The organism is Hydrogenophaga intermedia (assembly GCF_000723405.1).
Lineage (GTDB): Bacteria > Pseudomonadota > Gammaproteobacteria > Burkholderiales > Burkholderiaceae_C > Hydrogenophaga > Hydrogenophaga intermedia.
In genome coordinates this window covers 1-20,997 of the sequence record NZ_CCAE010000055.1, presented here as the reverse complement: position 1 = coordinate 20,997, position 20,997 = coordinate 1, and the positions used below count along the sequence as shown (strand labels likewise).

Genomic DNA, 20,997 nt, shown 5'->3' with positions numbered 1-20,997 from the left:
ACAATGCGGTGTCTTTCGCCCTGGCCCGCCGCCGCTCTTCGATGTCAAACGCTGTTGCCACCGACACCTTCGATCCCCAGGCCGTCGCCCAGCTCGACGTGATGTGGGGCAATCCGGACCAGTGGACCGCCACCGGCCTGCACTGGACGCACCTGCCCGAGGTGTTGCGCCGCATCTCCGAGCGGGTGACGGGTGATCCCGCGCTGACCACGTGGGCGTGGTTCTTCCAGCACGTGGGGCAGCACCACCCGCTGCCCTTGGGGCGGGTGCTGGTGCTGGGCTGCGGGCACGGCCACCTGGAACGCGCGATCGCGCGGCACGGCGGCCTGGTCGACTCGCTGGTCGCGGTCGATCTGTCGCCCCAGGCGCTGGCCGGCGCGCGCGCGCAGGCCGAAGCCGAGGGCCTGGCCATCGAGTACCGCCAGGCCGACATGAACCAGCTGCCGCTGGGCCAGCCAGGTTTCGAGGCGGGCAGCTTCGACGCGGTGCTCGGCGTGTCGGGCGTGCACCATTGCGAAGCCCTGGAAAGCCTGTACGACGGTGTGGCGACGCTGCTCAAGCCGGGGGGATGGTTCTTCCTGGACGAGTACGTGGGGCCCACCCGCTTCCAGTGGACCGATGGGCAACTGCGCCTGATCAACGAACTGCTGGACATGCTGCCGCCGCGCCTGCGTTTGTCACGCGATGGGCGCCTGCGGGCCCAGCAGCGCCGCCCGACGATCGAGGAAATGATCAGCGGCGACGCGAGCGAGGCGGTGCGCTCGGCCGAGATCGTGCCGCTGCTGGGCCGCCGCTTCGAGGTGGTGAGCCTGCGGCCCTATGGCGGGTCCATCCTGCAGGTGTTGCTGGCCGAGATCGCGCAGCACTACCTGGAGCCGGCCGAGCGGCCTTACCTCGACGCCCTTCTGGCGGCCGAGGACGAGCTCCACCGCAGTGGCCGGCTGGACGACGATTTCGCCTGCGTCATTGCGCGCGTGCCTGACGCAGCCAGCGCGCCATCCACTGCGGCTCGTTGAGGCCCAGCGCCAGCGGGTGCTGCGGCGCGGCCACCACACCGTCGGGTGGCAGCGTGGCGTAGGCGGCGTGAATGACCGCGCGGCGCTCGCGCAGCCGCGTCGATGACGGGTCGAGCCCGGTCACCACGGTCAGGCCGGTGGGGGCGGCGGGCAGGGTGACGATGCGCAGGTCGGGCCGCAGCAGGCGCAGGCAGGGCACGATCTTCCAGGCGTCGCCGGTGTGAAAGCCGGTGCGGTGCTCGCGTCCGGCGGTGTCGGCCGTCAGTGGCACGGTGTCGTGCAGCAGCAGCACGGCGCCCGGTGCGGCCAGGGCTTCGGCGCCGATGAAGTCGTCCAGCACGGCTTCGAAGCGGTGGTCGCCGTCGATAAAGCGAGGTCGAAGCCGCGCCCGGGCAGGCCACTGTCGGGCGGCGGCGCGGCGAAGAAGGCCTGGCTGGTCTGGGCATACAGGCGCACCGGGCCTGAGCAGCGGGCCGCGGGGTCGCCCTTGGGCGCGGGGTCCACACCGATGGCCAGGGTGCCGGGGCCGGCCAGCCGAAGGGTGTCGCCATATTCCACGCCGATCTCGAGGTAGACCTGAGGTGACAGGTGGGCCTGGAACCAGGCGAGCCATTGCTGGTAGTCCGGCCCGGGCCAACGCATGCGCGCCAGGGCCACGTGCACGCGCGGCAGGTTGGGCTCTTGCGCCAGCGCGTCCAGCAGGCTGTCCCTGGCCGCTTCGCGCTGTCCGGCGGCCATCTGGCGGCGCCACTGGCGCAGGTACAGCACCTCCAGGGGGTGCAGCGGGCCGGCGCTCATGAATGCTCCTGCGGCGGCGCACCGAGCACATGGCGCAGCGTCTGTCCGAAGCGGCCCGGTTCGTAGCGTTGCAGGCACTGCTGCCAGGCGGCCTGCTGCTGGCGCCACCACAGACCGTCGTCTCGCAGCAAGCGGGCAATGCCGCGGGCAAAGGCGTCCGCGTCGCGCGCGGACTGGATGTCGATGCCCTCGCGCCAGCCGAGCTGGCGCACCAGCAGGGCCGAGGCCACCACCGGGATGCCGTGTGCGGCGGCCTCGATCACCTTCGCGGGCACGCCGCCCGCGTAGCGCGCGGGCGCCACGAAGACACGCGCCTGGTCGTACAGGGGCTCCAGCGCGTCGCGTGGCCCCAGCAGCCGCACCTGCTCGCTGGCCAGCGCGGTGAGCCGGTTCGAGCGGTTGATGCCCACCACCGACAACACCGGCGGCTGCGGCAGCAGCGCGCGCAGGCGCGGCATCACCTGTTCGATGAACCAGACCAGCCCATCCTCGTTGGGGGTGTCGGGGTGCAGCACGCCGACGAACAGCAGGCCGCTGCGTCCCGCAGGCCCGGGGGCGTTGCGGCGTGCGGCGATGCCGTGGCTGATCAAGGTGACGCGGTGGCCGGCGGCCCGAAAGAGGGCGGCGTCGCGTTCGGAGACCGCGAGCACATCGCTCGCGCCGCGCGCCAGGTCGAGCTCCTGCACCAGTCGCGCCTGCGCGGCCGCGCGGCCCAGGGGGCGGCGCATGACGCCGGCCTTGGCCACTTCCCGCAGCGTGAACAAGGCCTCGGCGTCGTAGACCAGGCGCATGCCGGCAAACAGATCCGGCCGCCGCGCGCGCAGGGGTTGCAGCGCCCGCAGGTTGGGCGGTCGGCTGACGAACAGCACGTCGTACACGCCGCGGCGCCGCTCCAGAAAACGCTCCAGCCCGGCCAGGCCCTGGTCCGGGCCCAGCACGAACTCCACGCCGGGGGGGAGGGCGGCCCGCAGCTCGCGCCAGTCTTCTTCGATCCGCCACAGGGGGTAGAGGCTCACCGGCCAGTCGCGCAGGGCCTGCAGCATGAGGCGCGCGCGCGGCAGGCCGGCGCCCTTGACCATGAGCGGGGCCTCGTCGTCAATGATGAGCACGCGAGGCAGGCGCGGGCTGTCCGCGGGCGAGCGCCAGCGGTCGCCGTCCAGCGGCTGCGGGGTGTGACGGGGCTGGGTGCGCAGCCAGTCGGCGTGGCGCGCCACGAAGCGCGCGCGGCTGGCCAGAACCTGCTGGGTCACCTCGTCGCCGGTGGCGCTGCCGCTTTCCAGGTGCTCCACCAGCACCTCGGGTTCGGCCTCCACGCGAAAGCCCGCGCGCCAGGCGCGCAGGCACAGGTCGGCGTCTTCGTAGTAGGCCGGGGCGAAATGCTCGTCGAAGCCGCCGAGCAGGCGCCACAGCGTGGCGCGCACGGCGAGGAAGGCGCCGGAGACGTAGTCGGTGGGGCGGCTGGCCCGCGCGGCGGAGCCGAACGGGTCTTCGCCGCGGCCCACGCCCAGCGTGGTGCCGTCGCGGAAGATGGCGTTGCCCAGCTCCTGCAGGCCGCCGTCGCCGAGCACGATGCGCCCGCCGAGCACACCGATGGCGGGCTCGGCGTCGAGCCGCTGGCAGGCGGCCGCCAGGGCGCCGCGCTGCACCACCGCGTCGTTGTTCAGGAACACCAGGTGGCGCCCGCGCGCCAGCGCCGCGCCCTGGTTGGCCGCGAGCAGGAAGCCGGCGTTGTGGGCATTGGTGAGGGTGCGCGCGCCGCGCACGCGCGCGAGCAGGTCGGCGGTCTGATCGCTCGATCCGTTGTCGACGATGAGGGTTTCGAAGGCGACGCCGCGCTGGTCGGCCAGGGCCTGCAGCGCGCGGTGCGTGAGCCCGGCCTGGTTGTGCAGCACCAGCACCACGCTGAGGTCGGGCTCGGTGCCGGGTTCGGGCTCCGGCAAGTGAATGCGCGCGGCGGGTTTGTTCAGCCAGGCCTGCAGCGCGCGGCGGGCCATGGCGCGTTGCGCCTGTTTGGGGTCGGCGCCGAGTTCGGCGAGCAGGCCGTGCCCGGGGATGCCGGGCGCCGGGCTGACGTGCCCCAGCGCGTTCAGGCAGGCGGTCTCGATCTGGTGGGCCAGCCGGCGCCCGTCGGTGAGCGGTGAATCCAGCAGGCGCTGGCGCAGGCCGGCGCGGTGCCGCGCAAGCGCCGCCGTGTCGCGCGCGAGCGCGACGGCGGTGTCGACGAAGCCTTGCGGGGTGTCGCTGACCCAGGCCTGCAGGCCCAGGGCCTGCAGGATGGAGTGGCCCTGGCGGGCGCCGGCCCAGTCACCGCTCTGCGTGACCACGGGCACGCCCATCCACAGCGGGTCGAGCAGGCTCAGGCCCCCGTTGCCGGGGAAGCTGTCGAGCACCACGTCGATGCGCTGGAGCCAGAGCAGCAGCTCGTCGTAGGGACGCGGCTGGTCGAAGTCCACCCGGGTGTCGCGCACGCCGTGCTCGGCCATCACCGACAGGATCCATTCGCGCTGCGGCCAGTCGCTGACGGTGTGGCCGAGGAAGCGGATGCGCGAGCCGGGCGTGGCCGCGACGGTGCGCGCCCAGGCCTGCACGCTGGCGCGGTTGTGGCGCAGGCCACGCGCCAGCACGCCAAAGGTGATGCTGTGCAGCCGCAGCACGGGCGGCGGCTGCAGCGCGGGCGCGTGCGGGGGCGGGTCCCAGCACCATTGGCCGCCGTCGAGGCGCCAAAGGGCCTCGGCGTGGTGGTGCTCGTGTTCGGTGGGCACGGCCACGGCATCGGTAAGCAAGGCATCGAACAGGCCGCCGGCTGTGCCCAGGCAGCCCAGCCAGCCCAACTGCAATGGCGCCAGCCGCCGGGCCAAGGCCTGCAGCACGGTGAACTGGCCATCGAAGGGGTGCAAGCCGCCCGCGTCGATGAGCGCGTCGATGCGGTTCACGCGGCAGGCCTGCCACAGCGTGTCCGCGTCCAGCGTGTCCTGGTGTACGTGGGCTGGCAGGCCCGACAAGGGCCTGGCGCTGAAGAGGAATACCTCCACCCGCGAGGGGTCGTGGCTGGCCAGCACGCGCCTCAGCAGCCGGTCGTGCGGCTGGCCGGCAACGTAGGCGATGCGCACGCGCGCGCCGGTGCGCCGAGGCAGCGTGGGGCCGGGTCGGGAGGGCTGACCGGCGCGCAGCCGCAGCGCGCGGTACCAGTCGCGCGCGGTGAAGGCCAGGGCCTCGGCGCTGCTGTGTTCGGACAGCGCCATCAGGTACATCCCGGCGGTGGCCAGCCAGTCGTCCTCGGGGAAGTCCCGCGCGGCGGCGCTGGCCAGGCGCAGCAGGCTGTCGTGCCCGTGGCTGCCCATGCCCAGGCCGAGTGCGTGGCGCAGGGCGTGCTGGTATTCGCTGCGGTGGGGCAGCAGCGAGAGCGCTTCGCGCGCGCCGGGCGCACCCAGTGCGAGCAGGCGCACCAGCACGGGCACGGCCTCTCCAATGCGCTGGTGGTTGCTGATCAGTTCGCGGCACAGGGTCACGGCCCGCGCCTGCGCGTCGGGCGCACCCGAGGCGCCTTCGGTGAGCAGGCGCGCTTCGAGCAGGCGCGCGCCGGCGTCGCCGGGCTGCAGGGCCTCCAGCGCGTGGCGGGCCTGCAGGCCGTCGGCGAATGCGCCGCCGCGCAGGCAGGCCTCGGCCAGTTCGCGCCGCGCCACGGTGTCGCCGGGGGCCTGTTCGCAGGCGTGCAGAAAGGCCAGCCGGGCCGCGCCGAAGCGGTGGCTGGCCATCAGGATCCAGCCCATCTGGCGCAGGCTGTGGACGTGGCCGGGCGCCAGCTGCAGCGCGGCCTCGATGGCCGCCAGCGCTTCTTCCAGCCGCTCTTGCTGGTAGCGCACCTGCGCCAGCGCGCGCCAGGCCGACGCGTCGCCGGGGTCGCCGGCCACGGCGGCCTGGGCGTGGCGCGCGGCACTGGCCAGGTCATTGGCGGCGGCGAAGACGAAGGCCGCCTGCACATGGCTGGCGGTGTCCTCGGGCAGGTGCCGCAGCAGTTGCCGCACGGCGTGTTGGGCGCTGTCCCGGTCGCCCTGTTCGTGAGCGATCCAGCCGAGCAGGCGCCAGGTCTCCACGTTGTCGGGGTCGATCTTTTGCGCCCGCGCCAGGGCCCGGCGCGAGAGCGTGCGGCGATCACGCCGCGCGTGCACCTGCGCAAGCATCAGCCAGCAGGCCAGGTGCCCGGGGGCTGCGCGCAGGCGCTGCAGCAACTGGCGCCGCGCCGACTCGACGCGGCCGAGGTCCAGCTGCACCCGCGCCATCAGCTCCAGGGCCGGTGGCCAGTCGGGTTGGCGCGCGAGCACCTGCATCAACAACCACTCGGCCTCGATGGGGCGCTGCCAGTGCGCCTGGATCTGCGCCCGCCGCAGCAGCGCGTCGGTGCAGCCCAGGTCGCGGTGCTGCACTTCGGCGAAGCTGGTGTCGGCGCCCTGCAGGTCACCGGCCTGCTGCTGCAGCACGCCCAGCAGGTGCCAGGCGGGCACCTGGTCGGGCGTGGCCAGCACCTGCCGGTGCGCGAGTTCGATGGCGCGCGCCAGGCGGCCCTGGCGCCACTCCCAGCCGATCAGGCCGTCGAGCAGGCGCGGGTCGTTCGGGTGGCGCTCCAGCCCCTCGGCCAGGCTGTCGGCGGCGCGTTGGTCCTGGTGCAGGGCCTGCAGGCATTGCGCACGCAGCAGGTGCAGCGCGGCCTGTTCGGGGGCGTGGAAGGGCAGGGCGGCGATGGCGCTGTCATACAGGGCCAGGGCCGCGTCGAACTGCCCGTGTTGCTGGAGCAGCTGGCCCAGCTGCAACTCATGCGATGCGTCGGGTGACGCGTCGGGCGAGGCGCCCACGCCGGCCGTGTCGTCCATGCTCAAGCCATCAGGCACCGGGCCGTTCACCGATCACGGTGAACATCGGCAGCTCGCGCTTTTCCGACGGGTAGCTCAGGCGGTGGTACGAGACCTGGGCCTGGGTGAAGCCCAGCAGGGCGAGCGCCGAGACGAAGTACTGGGGGGTGAAGGTCCACCAGGTGTCGACCTGTTCCTCCGCGCCCTTGCGCGGGCGCAACTGCTGCAGGGGCAGGTGGCCCAGGGTGGGGTCGTGCACCTCCGTCACGATCACCGTCTTGCGCGTGCGCTCGGCCACGCTTTGCAGCATGTCGAAGGGGCGGCGCGTGTGCAGCAGCACGGCCGCGAGCACGCTGACGTCATAGGGGCCGACGTCCTCGGGCAGGTCGTAGGGGTCGGCCTCGATCATGCGCACGCGCGAGCCGAAGGTGTGGTGGGCGTACCAGAACGAGTTGCGCACGCCTTCGATGTTGCGCACGTGCTGGCGGCGCCAGGCCGCGGTGTCGAAGCCGTCGAACGGCACGATGTCCCAGAGGTGGGACATGGGCGGCTCCAGGCAGGTGACCTCGGCGCCGGCGGCTTCCATGTGCAGGCTCAGGAAGCCGCTGGCCGGGCCGACCTCGAGCACGGTGCGTCCGTCGAAGTCGAAGTCGCCCAGGTACTTCGAGGCCTGGCCGCGCATGTCGTAGATGCCGGGCATCTCGCGGCCGTCGGGCAGCGTGTACCAGTGGTAGAAGGTGCAGTCCTCCAGGCGCGGCTGGCGTGGCGCGATCTCGCGTGCGCTGGTGGGCCCGGGCAGGCCGGTGGCAGTGACGGCGGCGCTGGTGGAGGGAGCGGGTTGCTGGTCGCGGCGCGCGGGCATACGCTCCCGGCGTTCCTCTTCGGCCTGCTGCTCGCTCTCGCGTCGGTCTTGCGTGGCACCCACGTGCACGGACAGCAGCCCCAGCAGCTTGGCCACCGTGGCTTGCGTGCCGGCCACATGGGCGGCGCCCTGGCGGCGCGCCGTCAGGCGCTCGGCCTCGCTGGTGAGCGGGTCGTACAGGCGGCGCAGCGCGGCCGCCCATTCGTGGAGGGGCGCGTCAGGCGACAGCGTGGCGCCGCCCGCGCCCACCAGATCGGGCAGGGCGCCGCGCTGGCTGGCCAGCACCGGCAGGCCGTTGAGCTGGGCCTCCACGACCGTGCGGCCGAAGGACTCTTCCCACACCGACGGCATGAGCAGCACGCGCGACTGCCCGTACACCTTGCGCATGTTGGTGCTCGGGCTGCGCCATTCGACGTTGCCCAGCCGGTTGGCGCGCTGCAGGCAGTGCGTGCGCCACTGCGGGGCGACGTTCCAGCTCTCCATCACCAGGAAGGGCAGTTCGGGGCAAGCGGCGGCCAGCTCGAACAGGCGCTCCACGCCCTTCATGGGGTGCGGGTTGACGAACAGGACCTTGTCGCCGGTGCTGTCGGCCAGGTAGGACTGGCCCTGCACGATGGGCGCAATCACCTCGCAGTGGATGCCGTAGAGCGCCTGCCAGCGCTGCGCGGTGAAGCTGGAGTTGGCCAGGAACAGGAACGAGGGATCGGGGGCGAGGTTGCCCCCGAGCTGGCTGATCTCGACGTTGTGCAGGTAGAGGGCGGTGGCGCGGCCGGTGTCCAGGCTGGCGAGCACCATGGTCGCCAGGCCGCTGCCGCTTTGAACCACGATGGCGTCGGCTGCCCAGGCGGCCGCGGCCATGGCCAGGTCCTGCGCGGGCCGCGGCGAGCGCATCACCAGGTAGCCCAGGCGCTCGTCGCTGGTGGTCGCGCTCCCCGCGCCCGCGTCCTTGGGGTCCAGCGCCTGGCCACACAGCACGGCCGCCTCGGCGCCCATGTCGCGGATGGCCAGGCACAGGTCGTGGGTGGTGGTCTGCAGCCCGCCGGTGATCTGGGGCAGGTGAGGGTCGCTGGAAACGAACAGAACGCGCATGGGCGGGGGGAAGTCTGAAAAAAGAAATCGCGCCTGAGCGGGCCGTGCCGCCACCTGGCGCGATGCGGGGCCCGAAGGAGGGCTCAGGACTGATTGAGCATCTGGCCGGTACCGAGCAGGTCCTTCAGCGTTCGCGAGGGGTTGGTGCCGGTGTTGGTGTCTACCACGTTCTTCAGTCGATCGTTGGCCAGGCCACTGCCCGGCCGATCGGTGCCGCCGGCGTTGCCGGTGGAGAGGAGTTGGCCGGTCGGCGCCGGGCTGGGGTTGGGGTTGCCGGTGCCGAGCTTGCTTTCCAGGCGGGCCAGCAGTTCGTTGAGCTGGCTGGTGGGAATCCGCCGCGGCTCGCTGATGTTGCCGCTGCCGATGTCGACGCCAAAGCCGGCGCGGGTGATGGTCTGGGTGTTGCCGCTGTTGTCGGTCGCGCGCATGGACTGGCCGAACAGGAAGGTGCCGCTGGTGCTTTGCCCGTTGGTTTCCACGATCGTGATGCCGCCCAGGATGTCGACCGTGCCGTGCGGGGTCTTGATCTCGGTGGCGGTGTTCTTGCTGATCTGCCCGCCTACCACGCGCAGCGTGCCTTTGACCAGTCCCAGGCGGATGCGGCCCTGGCGCGACGCCGGGTCGAACGTGAACTCGTCGATGCTCAGCTCCGAATCGGGGCCCAGCGTGAGCGCGGACTGGTCCAGGAACAGCACGTGCAGCACGCCGGCGGCGTTGGTGCGGAGGCGCTGGCCCGGCACGATGCTGCTGCCGACCACCATCACCTCGTTGTTGCCGGTCACTTGTCCGCCTGGGGCAACTGCCGTCACCACGCCGCTGCCGGCGGCAGAGCCTGCGGGGTTCTGGGCCAGGGTGGCGGGGACGGTGGCGGTCGACAGTGCGGCGGCAAGCCACCAGTCCTTGGAAATCGGCGGGGTCATGTAAGGGTCCTCGGGGAAAGCGATCGGTGTGTGGTGGTGTCGTCGGGGCCGGTGTCAGAACCGGTAGGCGGCCGCCACGAACAGCGAGGTGTTCTTGTTGTCGTAGTTGGGCAGGCGCGAGTCGGTGGTGCTGTGCTCGAGCTGCACCAGCAGCGACCAGGCGCTCGACAGCGGCACGGTCTGGCCCACGCCGATGCGCCACTCGGTGTCGCGGCGCGCGGTACTCGGGTCGATCACCGGGTCGGCGCCGTCGTAGCTGCGCCGCTGCACACCGCCCCAGACCGAGGTTGTCCACAGGCCGCCGCCCTGGAAGGGGCTGGCGTAGCTGTGCAGGTAGGTCACGCGCGCTTCCTGGCTGTCCACGTCGTTGAAGCGCTGCTGCGTGCGCTGCCAGCGGGTGATCAGCTCGCCGCTGAGCACGCGGCCCGGCGCGAGTTCGCGCGTCAAGCGCGCGCGCAGCAGGTTGCTGGTGCCGTCGAGTTCGTTGCCGTTGGGCGCGTCGATGCGGGTGGCGTAGTCGTTGTAGCGGTACTCGTAGCCGCCGTCGATGAGGGTGCGGTCGTTGAGGCTGTAGGCCACGTCCAGGCCCGCGCCGTGGTTGCTGAAGTAGCGGTGGCCCTGGGCCGACAGCGTGGCGGCGGCGATGTTCGGGCGGATCGTCAGGCCCGGCACGCTGGCCAGGGGCTTGAAGCGCACGCCGGTGTTCACGTCGATCAGGGCCAGGTTGTACGGGTCGACCTGGTTGGCCTGCAGCGTGCTGCCCGACGAGGAACTGAACTTGACGATCTGGGCCGTCAGCGCGCTGACGATGGTCGCCTCGTTCTGCTTGCCCAGGTCGTATTGGTGGTTCAGGCGCAGGCCGAGCTGCACATCGGTGTCGCTGTCGGGCTTGAGGTTGTCGGGCACGGCCACGGGCGCGCCGCCGGCGAGCACGGTGTCGCGGCTGGTGCGCGAGGACGGGTTGGTCTGGGCGCGCAGGCCCAGCAGCACCTGGCCGTCGAAGCGCGATACCGTGGTGCGCTTGCTGATGTCGTTGAGCAGGTTCTCGATCTGGGTGCGCTCCACCGGGCCGGTGCGCGGGTCGTCCAGGGCACGGCGCAGCAGGCCGGCGGCCATGTCGTAGGAACCGAGGCGGTAGTACAGCACTCCGAGGTCCACGCGCACTGACGGCGGCGCGTTCGGGTCCAGCAGTTGGCGCTCCAGAGCGGCGATCGCGCCTTCGTAGTTGCCCGACTGCTCCAGCAGCCGCGCATAGCGCGCCGTTGCGGTGCCGTCGGCGGGCGTGCGATAGGACTGGCGGAAGGCCTCGTCCACTTGCCGCTCGAGGGGCTGGTTGCTGGACGTCTGCGCCACGACGGCGGTGCAGACGAGGCTCAGGGCGGCGAGTGCCACGGCGGGCAAGCGCCGGGCTCCGGGTTCCAGCACACGCGTCAAATCGGGCTCCTCGGGGGTATTGGTGCGGCAGTACAAGTGCATTCGATAATACACAAGTGATTACATATACCGATGTGCGAATATCGCCTTTGATGTGTTGCCAACACCCTGGCAATCTGCATCCCACCTCGCTTTGCTGCTTTTTTCTTAGTAGTGTCTTCCGCCACTGAATCCACTGTCGGTCCCCTGCAACGCTCGCCCTACGCCATGGCCTACGGTGGGCGCACGACCAAGGCGCGCACGGTGCTGATCTATGGCAACTGCCAGGCACCGTACCTGGCGCGCATGCTCGCCACGCTGGACGACCTGAACGACGATTACCGCTTCGCCGCCGCGCTCTGCTACGCCTTGCCCGGCGAGGCGCACGCTCCGGCCATTCCCGACGAGGACATGAAGGACGTGGCGTTGCTGGTGCGCCAGTACGAGGAGGCGCAGCACAACCCGGCCCTGGAGGCCCTGACGTCGCGCCTGCCCGCTGGCTGCCCTGTCATCCGCTACCCCAGCTTCAACATGTTCAGCCAGTGGCCCTTCGAGGCTGCGGAGACGCGCAACCCGCACGACCCGGCCTACCCGGTGTGGAAGCGCTATCCCCTGGGCGACATCCTGGGCCTGCAGATCGCGCGGGCGGGCCTGAGCGGGCCCCTGGCCGTGGCGGCCTACATGGACCTGTCGCATCGCAAGATGCCCGATCTGCGCGTGCGCCTGCAGCGCGACATCGACCGCATGCAACGCTACGACGCGCACAGCGACGTGAAGCTGGCCGACTACGTGCTGGCGCGCTTTCGCGAGGAACACCTGTTCTGGACCAGCGGGCACGTGTCGGCACCGGCAATGGCCGAGCTCGCGCGCCGCGTGGCCGAGGTGGCCCGGCCGGTGCTAGGCGGCAGCGAGGAACGCGCCGTGGCCTGCCTGGCCGCCGCTTCCCACTACGGCGGCATGGGCGAGCAGCAGAACCCCATCCACCCCCTGGTGGCCGAGACGCTGGGCCTGAGGTTCTGGGAGGCGGACTTCGCCTACCTATGGCAGACGCAGCGCTGGACCTTCTATGAATACGTCCAGCGCTACATCGAATACGACATGAACTGGTGAGCCCCATGCCGCAAGTCCGCGCCCTGATTGCCTCCGTGCTGCGAATCGATCCCGCCCAGGTCAGGGACGAGGACACCAGCGAGACCCTCCAGAACTGGGACAGCCTGTCGAGCGCCATGCTCGCCAGCGAAATTGAAATCGTCCATGACATCACCCTCGACGACAGCGAGATCGAACAGATCACGTCCGTGCGCGCGGTGCGCGAGCTCCTGGCTCGCCATGGCCTGAGCATGTGAGCACACTTCCTTCCATGAACCAACGTCCCCTCGGCCCCTTCACCGTCAGCAGCATCGGCCTGGGCTGCATGAACATCTGTCACGCCTATGGCCCGCCCGTGCCCGAGCAGCAGGCCGAGCGGCTGCTGCTCACCGCGCTCGACGAAGGCGTGACGCACTTCGACACCGCCGCGCTTTACGGGTTCGGCGCCAGCGAAACCATCGTCGGCAAGGTGCTGTCGAAGCACCGCAACCGCTTCACCCTGGCCAGCAAATGCGGCATGCAGGGCGTGGACGTAAAGGGCGATGGCCAGCTCGTGCGCGTGATCGACGGGCGCCCCGAGACCCTGCGCGCCACCTGCGAGGACTCGCTGCGCCGCCTGCGCACCGATGTCATCGACCTGTACTACCTGCACCGCTGGGACAAGCAGGTGCCGGTGGAGGAGAGCGTGGGCGCGCTGGGCGATCTGGTGCGCGCGGGCAAGATCCGCGCCGTCGGCCTGTCGGAGGTGTCGGCACAGACGATCCGCAAGGCGCACGCCGAGCACCCCATCAGCGCGGTGCAGACCGAGTATTCGCTGTGGACGCGCAACCCGGAGATCGCGGTGCTGGACACCTGCCGCGAGATCGGTGCGGCCTTCGTGGCCTTCAGCCCGACGGCGCGCGGCTTCCTGGCGATAGACCTCGACCCGGAAACCTTCGACGCCAAGGACATTCGTCGCGCCATGCCGCGCTTCACACCCGCGCACTGGGCGGTCAACCAGCGCCTGCTGCCGGCCTACCGCGCCATCGCGGCCGAGGTGGGCTGCACGCCGGCGCAACTGTCCATCGCCTGGCTGTTGCACAAGGCCCCGCACATCCTGCCGCTGCCTGGCACGGGCAACGTGGACCACCTGCGCGAGAACAACGGCGCCGACGGCGTGAAGCTGAGCGCCGAGGTGATGCAGCGCCTGGATGCGCTCATCAACCAGCAGACGGTGAGCGGCAACCGCTACAGCGAGCAGTCCAACCGCGAGGTGGACACGGAGGTGTTCGCCTGATGAGCGACACGCAGGCCAAACGCCCCATCCTCGTCGTCGCAGCCGGACAGACCTTCGAGGAACTGAGCCGCGCCGAGGGCGACTTCCCCGACTGGATCGCCCGTGGCCTGGGTGAAGGCCTGCCGCTGCAGCAGGCCGATGCTCGCACGGCCGAGGCCTACCCCGATCCGCGTGAGCTGGCCGGGGTGGTGGTCAGCGGCTCGCACGCCATGGTGACGGAGCGCGCGCCGTGGAGCGAGCGCCTGGCGCTCTGGCTCAAGCGCTGCGTGGACGCCGAGCTGCCGGTTCTGGGCATCTGCTTTGGCCACCAGTTGCTCGCCCACGCCCTGGGTGGTCAGGTCGATCGGCTGGCCGAGGGGCCGGAAGTGGGCACGCGCGAAATCCGGCTCACGCCCGAGGCGCGCGACGATGCCGTGCTGGGCGCGCTGCCGGCCCGCTTTCCGGCGCAGCTCATTCACTACCAATCGGTGCTGCGCCTGCCGCCGGGCGCGGTGCGGCTGGCCCTCAGCGACATCGAAGCCCACCAGGCTTTCCGCGTGGGCAAGCGCGCCTGGGGCGTGCAGTTTCACCCGGAGTTCTCGGCCTCGGCCATGCGCGGCTACCTGGAGCGCCTGAAGGGCGAACTGGGTGACGAGGCCATACGGCGCATCGACGAGGTGCGCCCCACGCCGCAGGCCGCCGAGGTGCTGCGCCGTTTTGCCGCCGTGGCGCGCGCGTCGTCTTTCTAGTCGCGGATCGACAGCCGGAACCTCAGCCCTGGTTCGGCGCGTTCGGCGATGAGTGTCCAGCCGTGCGCCAGAGCGATCTCCTGGCAGATGGCCAGGCCCAGGCCCGCGCCCTTGTCGCGCCGGTGCGCGCCGCGCCAGAAGCGGGTGAACAACAGCGGCAGTTGATCGGCCTGTGCGCCCGCGCCGTGATCGCGAACCGTGAGCGTGTCGCGCTGGATCTCGATGCACACGTCCGTCCCCACGTGCGCGTGCTGCACAGCGTTCTCCATCAGGTTCTTCAACAGGGTGAAGAGGGCGCCACGGTCGGCCCGCCAGCGCACGTCGATGGCGGGTGAATACACCGTGAAATGCACGCCGGCCGCTTCCGCCATGCGCTGCAGGAAGAACACGGCCTCGTGCACGACTTCCTGCACCCGCACGGTGGCGGGCTGGTAGTTGTGGGGCTCGCTGGCCTCGGCCAGCAGCAGCAGTTGCTGCACCTGCCGACTCATGTAGGCCACGTCGCCCAGCAGCGCCTCGCGGCCTTCTTGCGGGCCTTGTCGCAGCTCGATCTGCGCGCGGATCAGCGCCAGCGGCGTCTTCAGCTCGTGCGCCGATGTCGCGAGGAATTCCTGTTGCACCCGGTAGCCCTGCTCGAGCCGCTCCAGGACCCGGTTGAAACTGTCCACGAGCGGGGCGATCTCCTGCGGCACCGACTGCGTGCTCAGCCGCGCATGGACCGAACGTGGCGAGATCGCCGCCGCGGACGCGGAGACGTCCTGCAGTGGCTTGAGCGTGTAGCGCAGCGTGATGAAGGCGCACAGGCCGAAGGCCACGAGCAGCACCAGGCCGAACACGACGATACCCACGCCCGCCAGCGGCAGGGCCACGCGGTGCAGCAGGTGCATGAAGCGCGTGCTGGCCGCCATCTGCAGGTACCAGGCTTTTCCTTCGTGTTCGACGCGCTCGATGGCCCCGTGCAGGGCGACGCCGTCGCGCTCGAAGTCGAAGCGCCCGATGGCCAGGCCGCGCTGGTTTGCGTCGGCTGGCCAGAATGCCTCGGCGCCGCTGGACTGCAGCGCCACCCGGCCCGCCTCGTCCAGGACCCGGTAGGCCGTCTCGCGCCGGATGCTGTCGAACACCCACGACATGTCGTCCGGGCCCAGGTCGAAGCCCACCGGCTGGCCGTTGCCGTCGAAGCGGATGTGCTCGGCCATGTCCTTCGCCGCGTCGGCCAGGTCCAGGCTGGCCAGGGCGTTGCTGCGCAGCAGCGCGAAGGTGGCGATCACCACCAAGGTGATGCTGAGGACCATGCCCGCGACGTAGGCGAGCAGGACCTTCAGGCGAAGGCTATTCAGGCGCGGCATCTTCACGAAGCGCATAGCCCAGGCCCCTGACGTTGACGATGCGCTGGCGCGAGCCGATGGCCAGCAGCTTGCGGCGCAGACGGTGCAGCGCCACGTCCAGTGCGTTGGGCGTCACCGCGTCGCTCATGCCCCAGCCGGCGGCCTCCATGGCACTGCGGCGCACCGTCTCGCCGTGCTTGCGCGCCAGCAGCAGCATGATCTGCATCTCGGCCGGCGCCAGGGTGACGCTTTCGTCCCCACAGCACAGCGTGCCCAGCGCGGTGCGCAGGCTCAGGTCGCCGGCCTGCGGGTCGAGTGCGCGCGCTTCGGCCGGACGGCGCAGCAGCGCGCGCACGCGCGCCACCAGTTCATCCATGGCGAAGGGCTTGGGCAGGTAGTCGTCTGCGCCTGCGTCGAGGCCCTCGACGCGGTCGCTCAGCGCGTCGCGCGCCGTGAGCACCAGGCAGGGGACGCCCATGCCCGAGCGGCGCATGCGCTGCAGCAACTCCAGCCCGTCGCCGTCTGGCAGGCCCCGGTCGAGGACGAGCGCCTGGTAGGGCACCTGCGAGAGCGCGGCCCAGGCGGCACCGATGCGGTCGGCCACATCGACGGCGATGCCGCCAGCCGCGAGCCCCTGGCAGATCAGTTGTGCGAACCGCTCGTGGTCCTCGACCAGCAGGATGCGGTTCATCGGAAGCGGTACAGGTAGCCGAAGAACACGTTGTTCTCGGTGGAGCGGTCCACCAGCGGGCTGTGCTTGATCGACGAGCTCAGGCTGTTCACGCCCACGTCCAGAAACAGCGACTGCTGCCGGTCGATGAGGTACATGACGCTGAGACCCACCTCGGCGTTGACACCCGAGTCGCCCCGGTAGGCCGCGCGGCCCGCACGGGCCTCGCTGTCGCGCACGCCGTAGTAGTAGTCGGTGTACTTGCTGTCATGCCACTTGGCCACGGCGCGAGGGGTCAGCATCCAGTGCTGGCCGATGTGCCAGGTGCGGCTCAGGCCGAGGCTGAACCGCGTGCCCTTGCTCTCGCCGGAGGCATCGCCCAACAGTTCCGCGCTGACATTGACCAGGTCGTTTTCCCATTCCAGTTTGCCGCCCACCCAGAAGCTGCTTTTGCGCTCGGCCATACCAACGAAGACGTCGGAATCCTTCGCTTCGTAGCCGCTGCCCAGATCGTACTGGCCCACCAGGCTGAAGTTCACCTTCTGCGACTCGTTGATCTGCCAGCTCGGCAGTTTCACGTCGAGCCCCGGGCCGAAGACCTTCACGTAGCGGTTCTCGTACTGAAGCAAGGGGTAAAGGCCGTTGTCGCGCTCGAAGCCCTTGTAAGCATTGCGGCTGCTTGCCACACCCAGGCCCAAGCCCCAGCCCCACGTGGCCCCGTCCTCCGGTGGACCGTCGGCCAGCGCGGGGAGGGACGACACCAGTGCGGCGGCAAGGGGAACGAGCTTCGCGAAGCGGGCGATGGCGTGCATGGACTGGGTCCTCGGGTGGTTGAAAGGCCGCGATGCTCTCGCGCCTCGTCTTACCCTCGACTTACCGGAGGAAGGCCAGGTCAGCGCCGCGCAGGCAAGTGCGCGGAAAGCGCCCAGGCATGCCTGGCCTTCTGGGCGCCAGGCGTGTTCAGGGCCGCACCGGCCGCAGGCAGCTCAGGTCGCCTTCCGGGCAATTGAGCTGTCGCCTCAGCTCGTTGGTGCGCTCGCGCGTCACGCGCGTCTGGCACTGCAGTCGCACCATGGGCTCGGCGCTGCCGCCGCGCACCGCGCTGGCCTCGAACTCGCAGGTGGAGGTTCGGTATTCCAGCCAGTCCTTCTGCGCCGTGCGCAGCAAAGTGCGGCGCGCCGTGTCCAGCCCGGCGGCCAGATCGCGGAACACCGCCGCGTAGGCCGCCTGCGCGTGCTCGAAGTCGCGGTAGGCGCAGGCGGTGAGCTGGCGCTGCGTCTCGGCCTTGGCGCAGTCCTTGGGCAGGTCGTCGGGCGCTTGTGCCGCAGACGCGGTGACCACCAGCGAGAGGCAGAGCAGGGCGGCGAGACGGCGCATGGGGTGGTCCTTCCTGGCGTGGCGAAGCGAAGGGCCATTCTCCGTCGAAACAAAACGACAAGAAGCGATACCGCCACGAGACCCGGTGTCGGCGCCCGCCCCGCACCATCGTGGCCATGTTCCACCCCCTATGAAAGGTACTGTCATGAACCCCTGGATCAAGCGAACCCTCATCGGCCTCACCAGCGTCACCGTGCTGGCGGGCGGCCTGGCGGCCTGTGGCCACCGTGGCCAGCACGCGCAGGGCCCGGCCTCGGCCGAGCAGGTGGCCGAGTGGCGCGGCAAGGCCGTGGACCGCGTCACCCGCAAACTCGACCTCACGGCCGAGCAGCGCCAGAAGTTCGAGGTGCTGGCGGACAAGCTCATCGCGCAGCGCGCCGCCATGATCGGCCAGAGCCAGGGCCCGCGCACCGAGATGAAGGCGCTGGTGGCCGGCGAGAAATTCGACCGCGCGCGTGCGCTGAACCTGCTGGATGAGAAGACCCGCGTGCTGCAGATGAGCACGCCCGAGGTCATCACCGCTCTGGCCGATTTCTACGACAGCCTGAACCCCGCCCAGCAGGCCGAGGTGCGCGAGTTCCTCGACAAGCGCCGCGGCTGGTTTCGCCGCGGCTGATGGGGACCACCATGTCCCCCGCCCTGCAAGGCTTCGCCCGCCCCTTGCGTGAGCACGGCCCCGCGCTGCTCTCGGAGGTGAACAACCCGCATGAGGAAATGCTGGCCCTGGTGTGGGGCCCGCGTTTTGATCGCGAGCACGCGATGTGGTTGTGGTCGCGCCTGTCGCGGCGCGCGCCGCAGCAGGCGGTGCCGGTGCTGCCGGCACTGATGAACGCGGCCGAGCATTTCGACGCGCTCGACGGCACCGACCAGCGCCGCGTGCGCCGGCTCATCCTGCGCCACCGCGCGCTGACCGGCGCGGTGGCGGTGTGAGAATGCGCGAATGCCCCGCATCCTGCTGATCGACGACGACACCCAGTTGGGCGCACCCCTGGCGAGCTACTTCCAGCGCTTCGACCTGGCGCTGGTGCATGCGCACAAGCCCAGCGAGGGCCTGGAGTGGCTGCGCCGGGGCGGTTTCGACGCCGCCATCCTGGATGTGATGCTGCCCGAGATGGACGGCTTCGAGCTGTGCCGCACCATCCGCAAGGACAGCGACATCCCCATCGTGATGCTCACCGCGCGCGGCGACGTGATGGACCGCGTGGTGGGCCTGGAACTCGGCGCCGACGACTACCTGCCCAAGCCCTTCGAGCCGCGCGAGCTGGTGGCGCGCGTGCAGACCGTGCTGCGCCGCCGCCAGCCGGTGGCAGCGGCGGCCGACCCTGGCGTCCTGGCCTTCGAAGGCCTGAGCATCGACCCCGCGCGGCGCCAGGTGCTGCGCCAGGGCGAGGCGGTGGAGCTCACCGGCACCGAGTTCGAGCTGCTGCACCTGCTGGCGCGCGAGGCCGGGCGTGTGCTCAGCCGCGACGACATCCTCAACCACCTGCGCGGCCATGAGGCCGAACTGCTCACGCGCGCGGTGGATATCGTGGTCAGCCGCCTGCGCCGCAAGCTCGAGCCGCTGGACTGCATCAAGACGCTGCGCAACGCGGGCTATTCCCTCGCGTTGCGGCGCGCACCGGCACCGCGCTCATGAACCCGTCCGTCAACCACCGCCCGCGCTGGCGGCATTCGCTCAAGCTGCGCCTGCTGGGCGTGTTCCTGGTGCTGGCCTTCCTGGTGGCCTTCATCTTCATCAGTGGCGCGCAGAAGGCCTTCACGCTGGGCTGGAAAGAGGCCGGGCGCCCGTTGCTGATGGACTACGTGAGCCGTTTGGCGACCGACATCGCCCCCGATGGGCTGCCCGACATCGACAAGGCCCGCGCGCTGGTGGAGCGCCTGCCCATCATCACCATCGACATCACCGGCCCCGTGGTGCAGTGGCGGTCCCACCCCGACACGCCGCGCCCGCACTGGCGGCAGGAGCCCGGTGCGGACGACTGGGGCGACGACGAGAACTGGCGCGCGCTGGTGCAGCGGCGCACGGCCGACGGGCACGTCATCGAGTTCGGCCTGAACGACGCCGCCGTCGAACGCCGCCCGCGCATGTTCCTGTTCGCGCTGGTGGCGCTGCTGGTGGTCACCACGCTGGCCTTCTGGTACGTGCGCCGCCTGCTGCGCCCGTTGGACGCCATTCGCGCGGGCGCCATGCGCTTCGGTTCGGGTGATTTTTCTCAGCCCATTGCCGTGCGCACGCACCACTGCGACGAGCTGGGCCAGCTCGCCGAGACCGTGAACACCATGGGCCGCGACATCGAGCAAATGCTGCAGGCCCAGCGCGCGCTGCTGCTGGCCATCAGCCACGAACTGCGCAGCCCCCTCACCCGCGCGCGCCTGAACACCGAATTGCTGCCCGAATCACCCGAGGTGAATCCGCAGCGCGAGGCGCTGCTGCGCGACCTGAACGAAATGGCGCGTCTCATCAGCGACCTGCTGGAGAGCGAGCGTTTGGCCGGTCGCCATGCGGCGCTCAACCGCGAAGCCACCGAGCCTGCCACGCTGGCACGCGAGGTGATCGATGAACTCGCGGCCACGCGAGCCGAGGCGCGGCGCATCGTCTTGCGCGTTGATGACGGCCTGCCCGCCGTCTCACTCGACCGCGTGCGGGTGCGCCTGCTGTTGCGCAACCTGCTGGACAACGCCTTGCGCCATGGCGCCGATGCACAGACGCCGCCCGAGTTGCGCGTGGAGCACGCGGGCGAGGAGGGGATTCGTTTCGTGGTGCGCGATCACGGCCCCGGCGTGCCCGAGGACCAGATCGCGCAACTGGCCCAGGCCTTCTACCGCCCCGACAGCGCCCGCACCCGGCACGCGGGCGGGGTGGGGCTGGGGCTGTACCTGTGCCGCCTGGTGGCGCAGGCGCATGGGGGGCGCTGCGAGATCCGCAACGCCCACCCGGGGCTGGTGGTGAGCGTCACACTGCCGGCGCCGCGGGGGTAAACATGCTCTTCTGATCGTCGATGTCGGCGATCTTGTTGGCGAATTCGATCGCATTGGCGCGATGGGCTTGCGCCGCGGCCTCGAATTGCCGAGCCCGCGCATTGAGTTGCTCGGCATCGTTCCGCAGGTTCTGCGCCTTCTGCATATCCTGAACCCGCGTGGCTTCTTCCGTCAGGCGCTGGGCTTCGTCTGCGCTGCGCCGCGCCTCTTCCGCGCTCTTGTTTGCGTGGTCGTGGTGGTCGCGCTGTGCTTGAACGTACTCGGCATGCCGGCGGTCCAGTTCGTAGCCCGCATCCAAGGTCGCCTGGTACGCCTCATAGGAGTGCACCGGCGGGACGAGGCTTTGCTCGGTTGCGTCGGGCCTGAGTTCGCCGGCTGGCGCGGTGTCTGCCGTCGCGAGCCGTTGGACCTCATACCCGTAGGCCGCGTACGCGCCGCTCGCGGGATCCGGCCAGGTCGGTTCTGACTCGACGCTGGCGGTGCGCTGCTCGGTGGTGCTGACGGGCGTTTCGGCAACGACCTGCGCTTCTGGGGGTCTCCTCGTTTTCAGTGCAATAAGTGACGGTACGCAAAGCTAGCACTGGCGCGGGGGTGGTCTGGGTAGACCG

20 protein-coding genes are annotated in these 20,997 nt (G+C 70.6%); 9 read left to right on the top strand and 11 right to left on the bottom strand.

Features of this window, described 5'->3' with window-relative positions:
* The first annotated feature begins 41 nt into the window (after positions 1-41).
* Positions 42-1,016 (top strand): class I SAM-dependent methyltransferase, encoded by a 975-nt coding sequence (locus tag BN948_RS21435; RefSeq protein WP_009520068.1) that lies wholly within the window; start codon positions 42-44, stop codon positions 1,014-1,016.
* On the opposite strand, the gene BN948_RS27105 is transcribed toward BN948_RS21435, so the two are convergent.
* The 6 genes from BN948_RS27105 to BN948_RS21410 form a co-directional block, all read right to left on the bottom strand.
* Positions 964-1,356, bottom strand: coding sequence for a hypothetical protein (locus BN948_RS27105; protein ID WP_202901785.1), 393 nt, complete (start codon positions 1,354-1,356; stop codon positions 964-966). The genes BN948_RS21435 and BN948_RS27105 overlap by 53 nt on opposite strands.
* Entirely contained in the window at positions 1,278-1,814 is a 537-nt protein-coding gene (locus BN948_RS27100; protein ID WP_009520066.1) for a hypothetical protein, read from the bottom strand. The genes BN948_RS27105 and BN948_RS27100 overlap by 79 nt, the downstream gene beginning before the upstream one ends.
* A complete protein-coding gene (locus tag BN948_RS21425) occupies positions 1,811-6,682 on the bottom strand; it encodes a glycosyltransferase (RefSeq protein ID WP_081922016.1) in 4,872 nt (1,623 codons plus the stop codon). Before BN948_RS21425 ends, BN948_RS27100 begins: the two co-directional genes overlap by 4 nt.
* 10 nt (positions 6,683-6,692) lie before the next feature.
* Positions 6,693-8,612: a glycosyltransferase gene (locus BN948_RS21420; RefSeq protein WP_009515767.1), complete on the bottom strand. Its 1,920-nt coding sequence runs from the start codon at positions 8,610-8,612 to the stop codon at positions 6,693-6,695.
* Between the two features lie 83 nt (positions 8,613-8,695).
* Positions 8,696-9,532 carry a FecR family protein gene (locus tag BN948_RS21415; RefSeq protein WP_009515766.1) on the bottom strand — a complete coding sequence of 279 codons (837 nt, stop codon included), beginning with the start codon at positions 9,530-9,532 and terminating at the stop codon, positions 8,696-8,698.
* A 54-nt stretch (positions 9,533-9,586) separates the two neighbouring features.
* Positions 9,587-10,924: a surface lipoprotein assembly modifier gene (locus BN948_RS21410; RefSeq protein ID WP_238327249.1), complete on the bottom strand. Its 1,338-nt coding sequence runs from the start codon at positions 10,922-10,924 to the stop codon at positions 9,587-9,589.
* Positions 10,925-11,119: 195 nt separating this feature from the next.
* On the opposite strand from BN948_RS21410, the gene BN948_RS21405 reads away from it, so the two are divergent.
* Genes BN948_RS21405 through BN948_RS21390 form a run of 4 tightly spaced genes read left to right on the top strand, consistent with a single transcriptional unit; the run spans position 11,120 to position 14,038 of the window.
* Positions 11,120-12,055 (top strand): WcbI family polysaccharide biosynthesis putative acetyltransferase, encoded by a 936-nt coding sequence (locus BN948_RS21405; protein WP_138820328.1) that lies wholly within the window; start codon positions 11,120-11,122, stop codon positions 12,053-12,055.
* Between the two features lie 5 nt (positions 12,056-12,060).
* A complete protein-coding gene (locus tag BN948_RS21400) occupies positions 12,061-12,291 on the top strand; it encodes an acyl carrier protein (RefSeq protein ID WP_009515763.1) in 231 nt (76 codons plus the stop codon).
* A gap of 14 nt (positions 12,292-12,305) precedes the next feature.
* On the top strand, positions 12,306-13,310 hold the full coding sequence (locus BN948_RS21395) for an aldo/keto reductase (protein ID WP_009515762.1): 1,005 nt from the start codon (positions 12,306-12,308) through the stop codon (positions 13,308-13,310).
* Positions 13,310-14,038, top strand: coding sequence for a glutamine amidotransferase (locus BN948_RS21390; RefSeq protein WP_009515761.1), 729 nt, complete (start codon positions 13,310-13,312; stop codon positions 14,036-14,038). The genes BN948_RS21395 and BN948_RS21390 overlap by 1 nt, the downstream gene beginning before the upstream one ends.
* Here BN948_RS21390 and BN948_RS21385 read toward each other — a convergent pair.
* The 4 genes from BN948_RS21385 to BN948_RS21370 all read right to left on the bottom strand — a co-directional run bounded on the left by BN948_RS21385 (position 14,035) and on the right by BN948_RS21370 (position 17,410).
* Positions 14,035-15,399 (bottom strand): sensor histidine kinase, encoded by a 1,365-nt coding sequence (locus tag BN948_RS21385; RefSeq protein ID WP_035623687.1) that lies wholly within the window; start codon positions 15,397-15,399, stop codon positions 14,035-14,037. The genes BN948_RS21390 and BN948_RS21385 overlap by 4 nt on opposite strands.
* Entirely contained in the window at positions 15,368-16,054 is a 687-nt protein-coding gene (locus BN948_RS21380) for a response regulator (protein WP_009515759.1), read from the bottom strand. The genes BN948_RS21385 and BN948_RS21380 overlap by 32 nt, the downstream gene beginning before the upstream one ends.
* A complete protein-coding gene (locus BN948_RS21375) occupies positions 16,051-16,845 on the bottom strand; it encodes a MipA/OmpV family protein (RefSeq protein ID WP_009515758.1) in 795 nt (264 codons plus the stop codon). Before BN948_RS21375 ends, BN948_RS21380 begins: the two co-directional genes overlap by 4 nt.
* A gap of 148 nt (positions 16,846-16,993) precedes the next feature.
* Entirely contained in the window at positions 16,994-17,410 is a 417-nt protein-coding gene (locus BN948_RS21370; protein WP_009515757.1) for a lysozyme inhibitor LprI family protein, read from the bottom strand.
* Between the two features lie 145 nt (positions 17,411-17,555).
* On the opposite strand from BN948_RS21370, the gene BN948_RS21365 reads away from it, so the two are divergent.
* Genes BN948_RS21365 through BN948_RS21350 form a run of 4 tightly spaced genes read left to right on the top strand, consistent with a single transcriptional unit; the run spans position 17,556 to position 20,389 of the window.
* Positions 17,556-18,026: a Spy/CpxP family protein refolding chaperone gene (locus tag BN948_RS21365; RefSeq protein WP_009515756.1), complete on the top strand. Its 471-nt coding sequence runs from the start codon at positions 17,556-17,558 to the stop codon at positions 18,024-18,026.
* 11 nt (positions 18,027-18,037) lie between these two features.
* A complete protein-coding gene (locus tag BN948_RS21360; RefSeq protein WP_236953933.1) occupies positions 18,038-18,340 on the top strand; it encodes a hypothetical protein in 303 nt (100 codons plus the stop codon).
* A 10-nt stretch (positions 18,341-18,350) separates the two neighbouring features.
* Positions 18,351-19,046: a response regulator transcription factor gene (locus BN948_RS21355; protein WP_009515754.1), complete on the top strand. Its 696-nt coding sequence runs from the start codon at positions 18,351-18,353 to the stop codon at positions 19,044-19,046.
* Entirely contained in the window at positions 19,043-20,389 is a 1,347-nt protein-coding gene (locus tag BN948_RS21350; protein ID WP_009515753.1) for a HAMP domain-containing sensor histidine kinase, read from the top strand. Before BN948_RS21355 ends, BN948_RS21350 begins: the two co-directional genes overlap by 4 nt.
* Here BN948_RS21350 and BN948_RS21345 read toward each other — a convergent pair.
* Complete coding sequence (locus BN948_RS21345; RefSeq protein ID WP_035623683.1) at positions 20,364-20,687, bottom strand: hypothetical protein; 324 nt, start codon at positions 20,685-20,687, stop codon at positions 20,364-20,366. The two genes, BN948_RS21350 and BN948_RS21345, sit on opposite strands and share 26 nt — an antisense overlap.
* Positions 20,688-20,997: the final 310 nt, after the last annotated feature.

Excerpts from the sequence above, each read along its gene's own strand:
- BN948_RS21425 (WP_081922016.1), bottom strand. The coding sequence starts at position 6,682 with ATGGACGACACGGCCGGCGTGGGCGCCTCGCCCGACGCGTCACCCGAC.
- BN948_RS21365 (WP_009515756.1), top strand. The coding sequence starts at position 17,556 with ATGAACCCCTGGATCAAGCGAACCCTCATCGGCCTCACCAGCGTCACC.
- BN948_RS21395 (WP_009515762.1), top strand. The coding sequence starts at position 12,306 with ATGAACCAACGTCCCCTCGGCCCCTTCACCGTCAGCAGCATCGGCCTG.
- BN948_RS21380 (WP_009515759.1), bottom strand. The coding sequence starts at position 16,054 with ATGAACCGCATCCTGCTGGTCGAGGACCACGAGCGGTTCGCACAACTG.
- BN948_RS21355 (WP_009515754.1), top strand. The coding sequence starts at position 18,351 with ATGCCCCGCATCCTGCTGATCGACGACGACACCCAGTTGGGCGCACCC.
- BN948_RS21420 (WP_009515767.1), bottom strand. The coding sequence starts at position 8,612 with ATGCGCGTTCTGTTCGTTTCCAGCGACCCTCACCTGCCCCAGATCACC.
- BN948_RS21435 (WP_009520068.1), top strand. The coding sequence starts at position 42 with ATGTCAAACGCTGTTGCCACCGACACCTTCGATCCCCAGGCCGTCGCC.
- BN948_RS21350 (WP_009515753.1), top strand. The coding sequence starts at position 19,043 with ATGAACCCGTCCGTCAACCACCGCCCGCGCTGGCGGCATTCGCTCAAG.
- BN948_RS21360 (WP_236953933.1), top strand. The coding sequence starts at position 18,038 with ATGTCCCCCGCCCTGCAAGGCTTCGCCCGCCCCTTGCGTGAGCACGGC.
- BN948_RS21370 (WP_009515757.1), bottom strand. The coding sequence starts at position 17,410 with ATGCGCCGTCTCGCCGCCCTGCTCTGCCTCTCGCTGGTGGTCACCGCG.
- BN948_RS21375 (WP_009515758.1), bottom strand. The coding sequence starts at position 16,845 with ATGCACGCCATCGCCCGCTTCGCGAAGCTCGTTCCCCTTGCCGCCGCA.
- BN948_RS21385 (WP_035623687.1), bottom strand. The coding sequence starts at position 15,399 with ATGCGCTTCGTGAAGATGCCGCGCCTGAATAGCCTTCGCCTGAAGGTC.
- BN948_RS21415 (WP_009515766.1), bottom strand. The coding sequence starts at position 9,532 with ATGACCCCGCCGATTTCCAAGGACTGGTGGCTTGCCGCCGCACTGTCG.
- BN948_RS21400 (WP_009515763.1), top strand. The coding sequence starts at position 12,061 with ATGCCGCAAGTCCGCGCCCTGATTGCCTCCGTGCTGCGAATCGATCCC.
- BN948_RS27100 (WP_009520066.1), bottom strand. The coding sequence starts at position 1,814 with ATGAGCGCCGGCCCGCTGCACCCCCTGGAGGTGCTGTACCTGCGCCAG.
- BN948_RS21390 (WP_009515761.1), top strand. The coding sequence starts at position 13,310 with ATGAGCGACACGCAGGCCAAACGCCCCATCCTCGTCGTCGCAGCCGGA.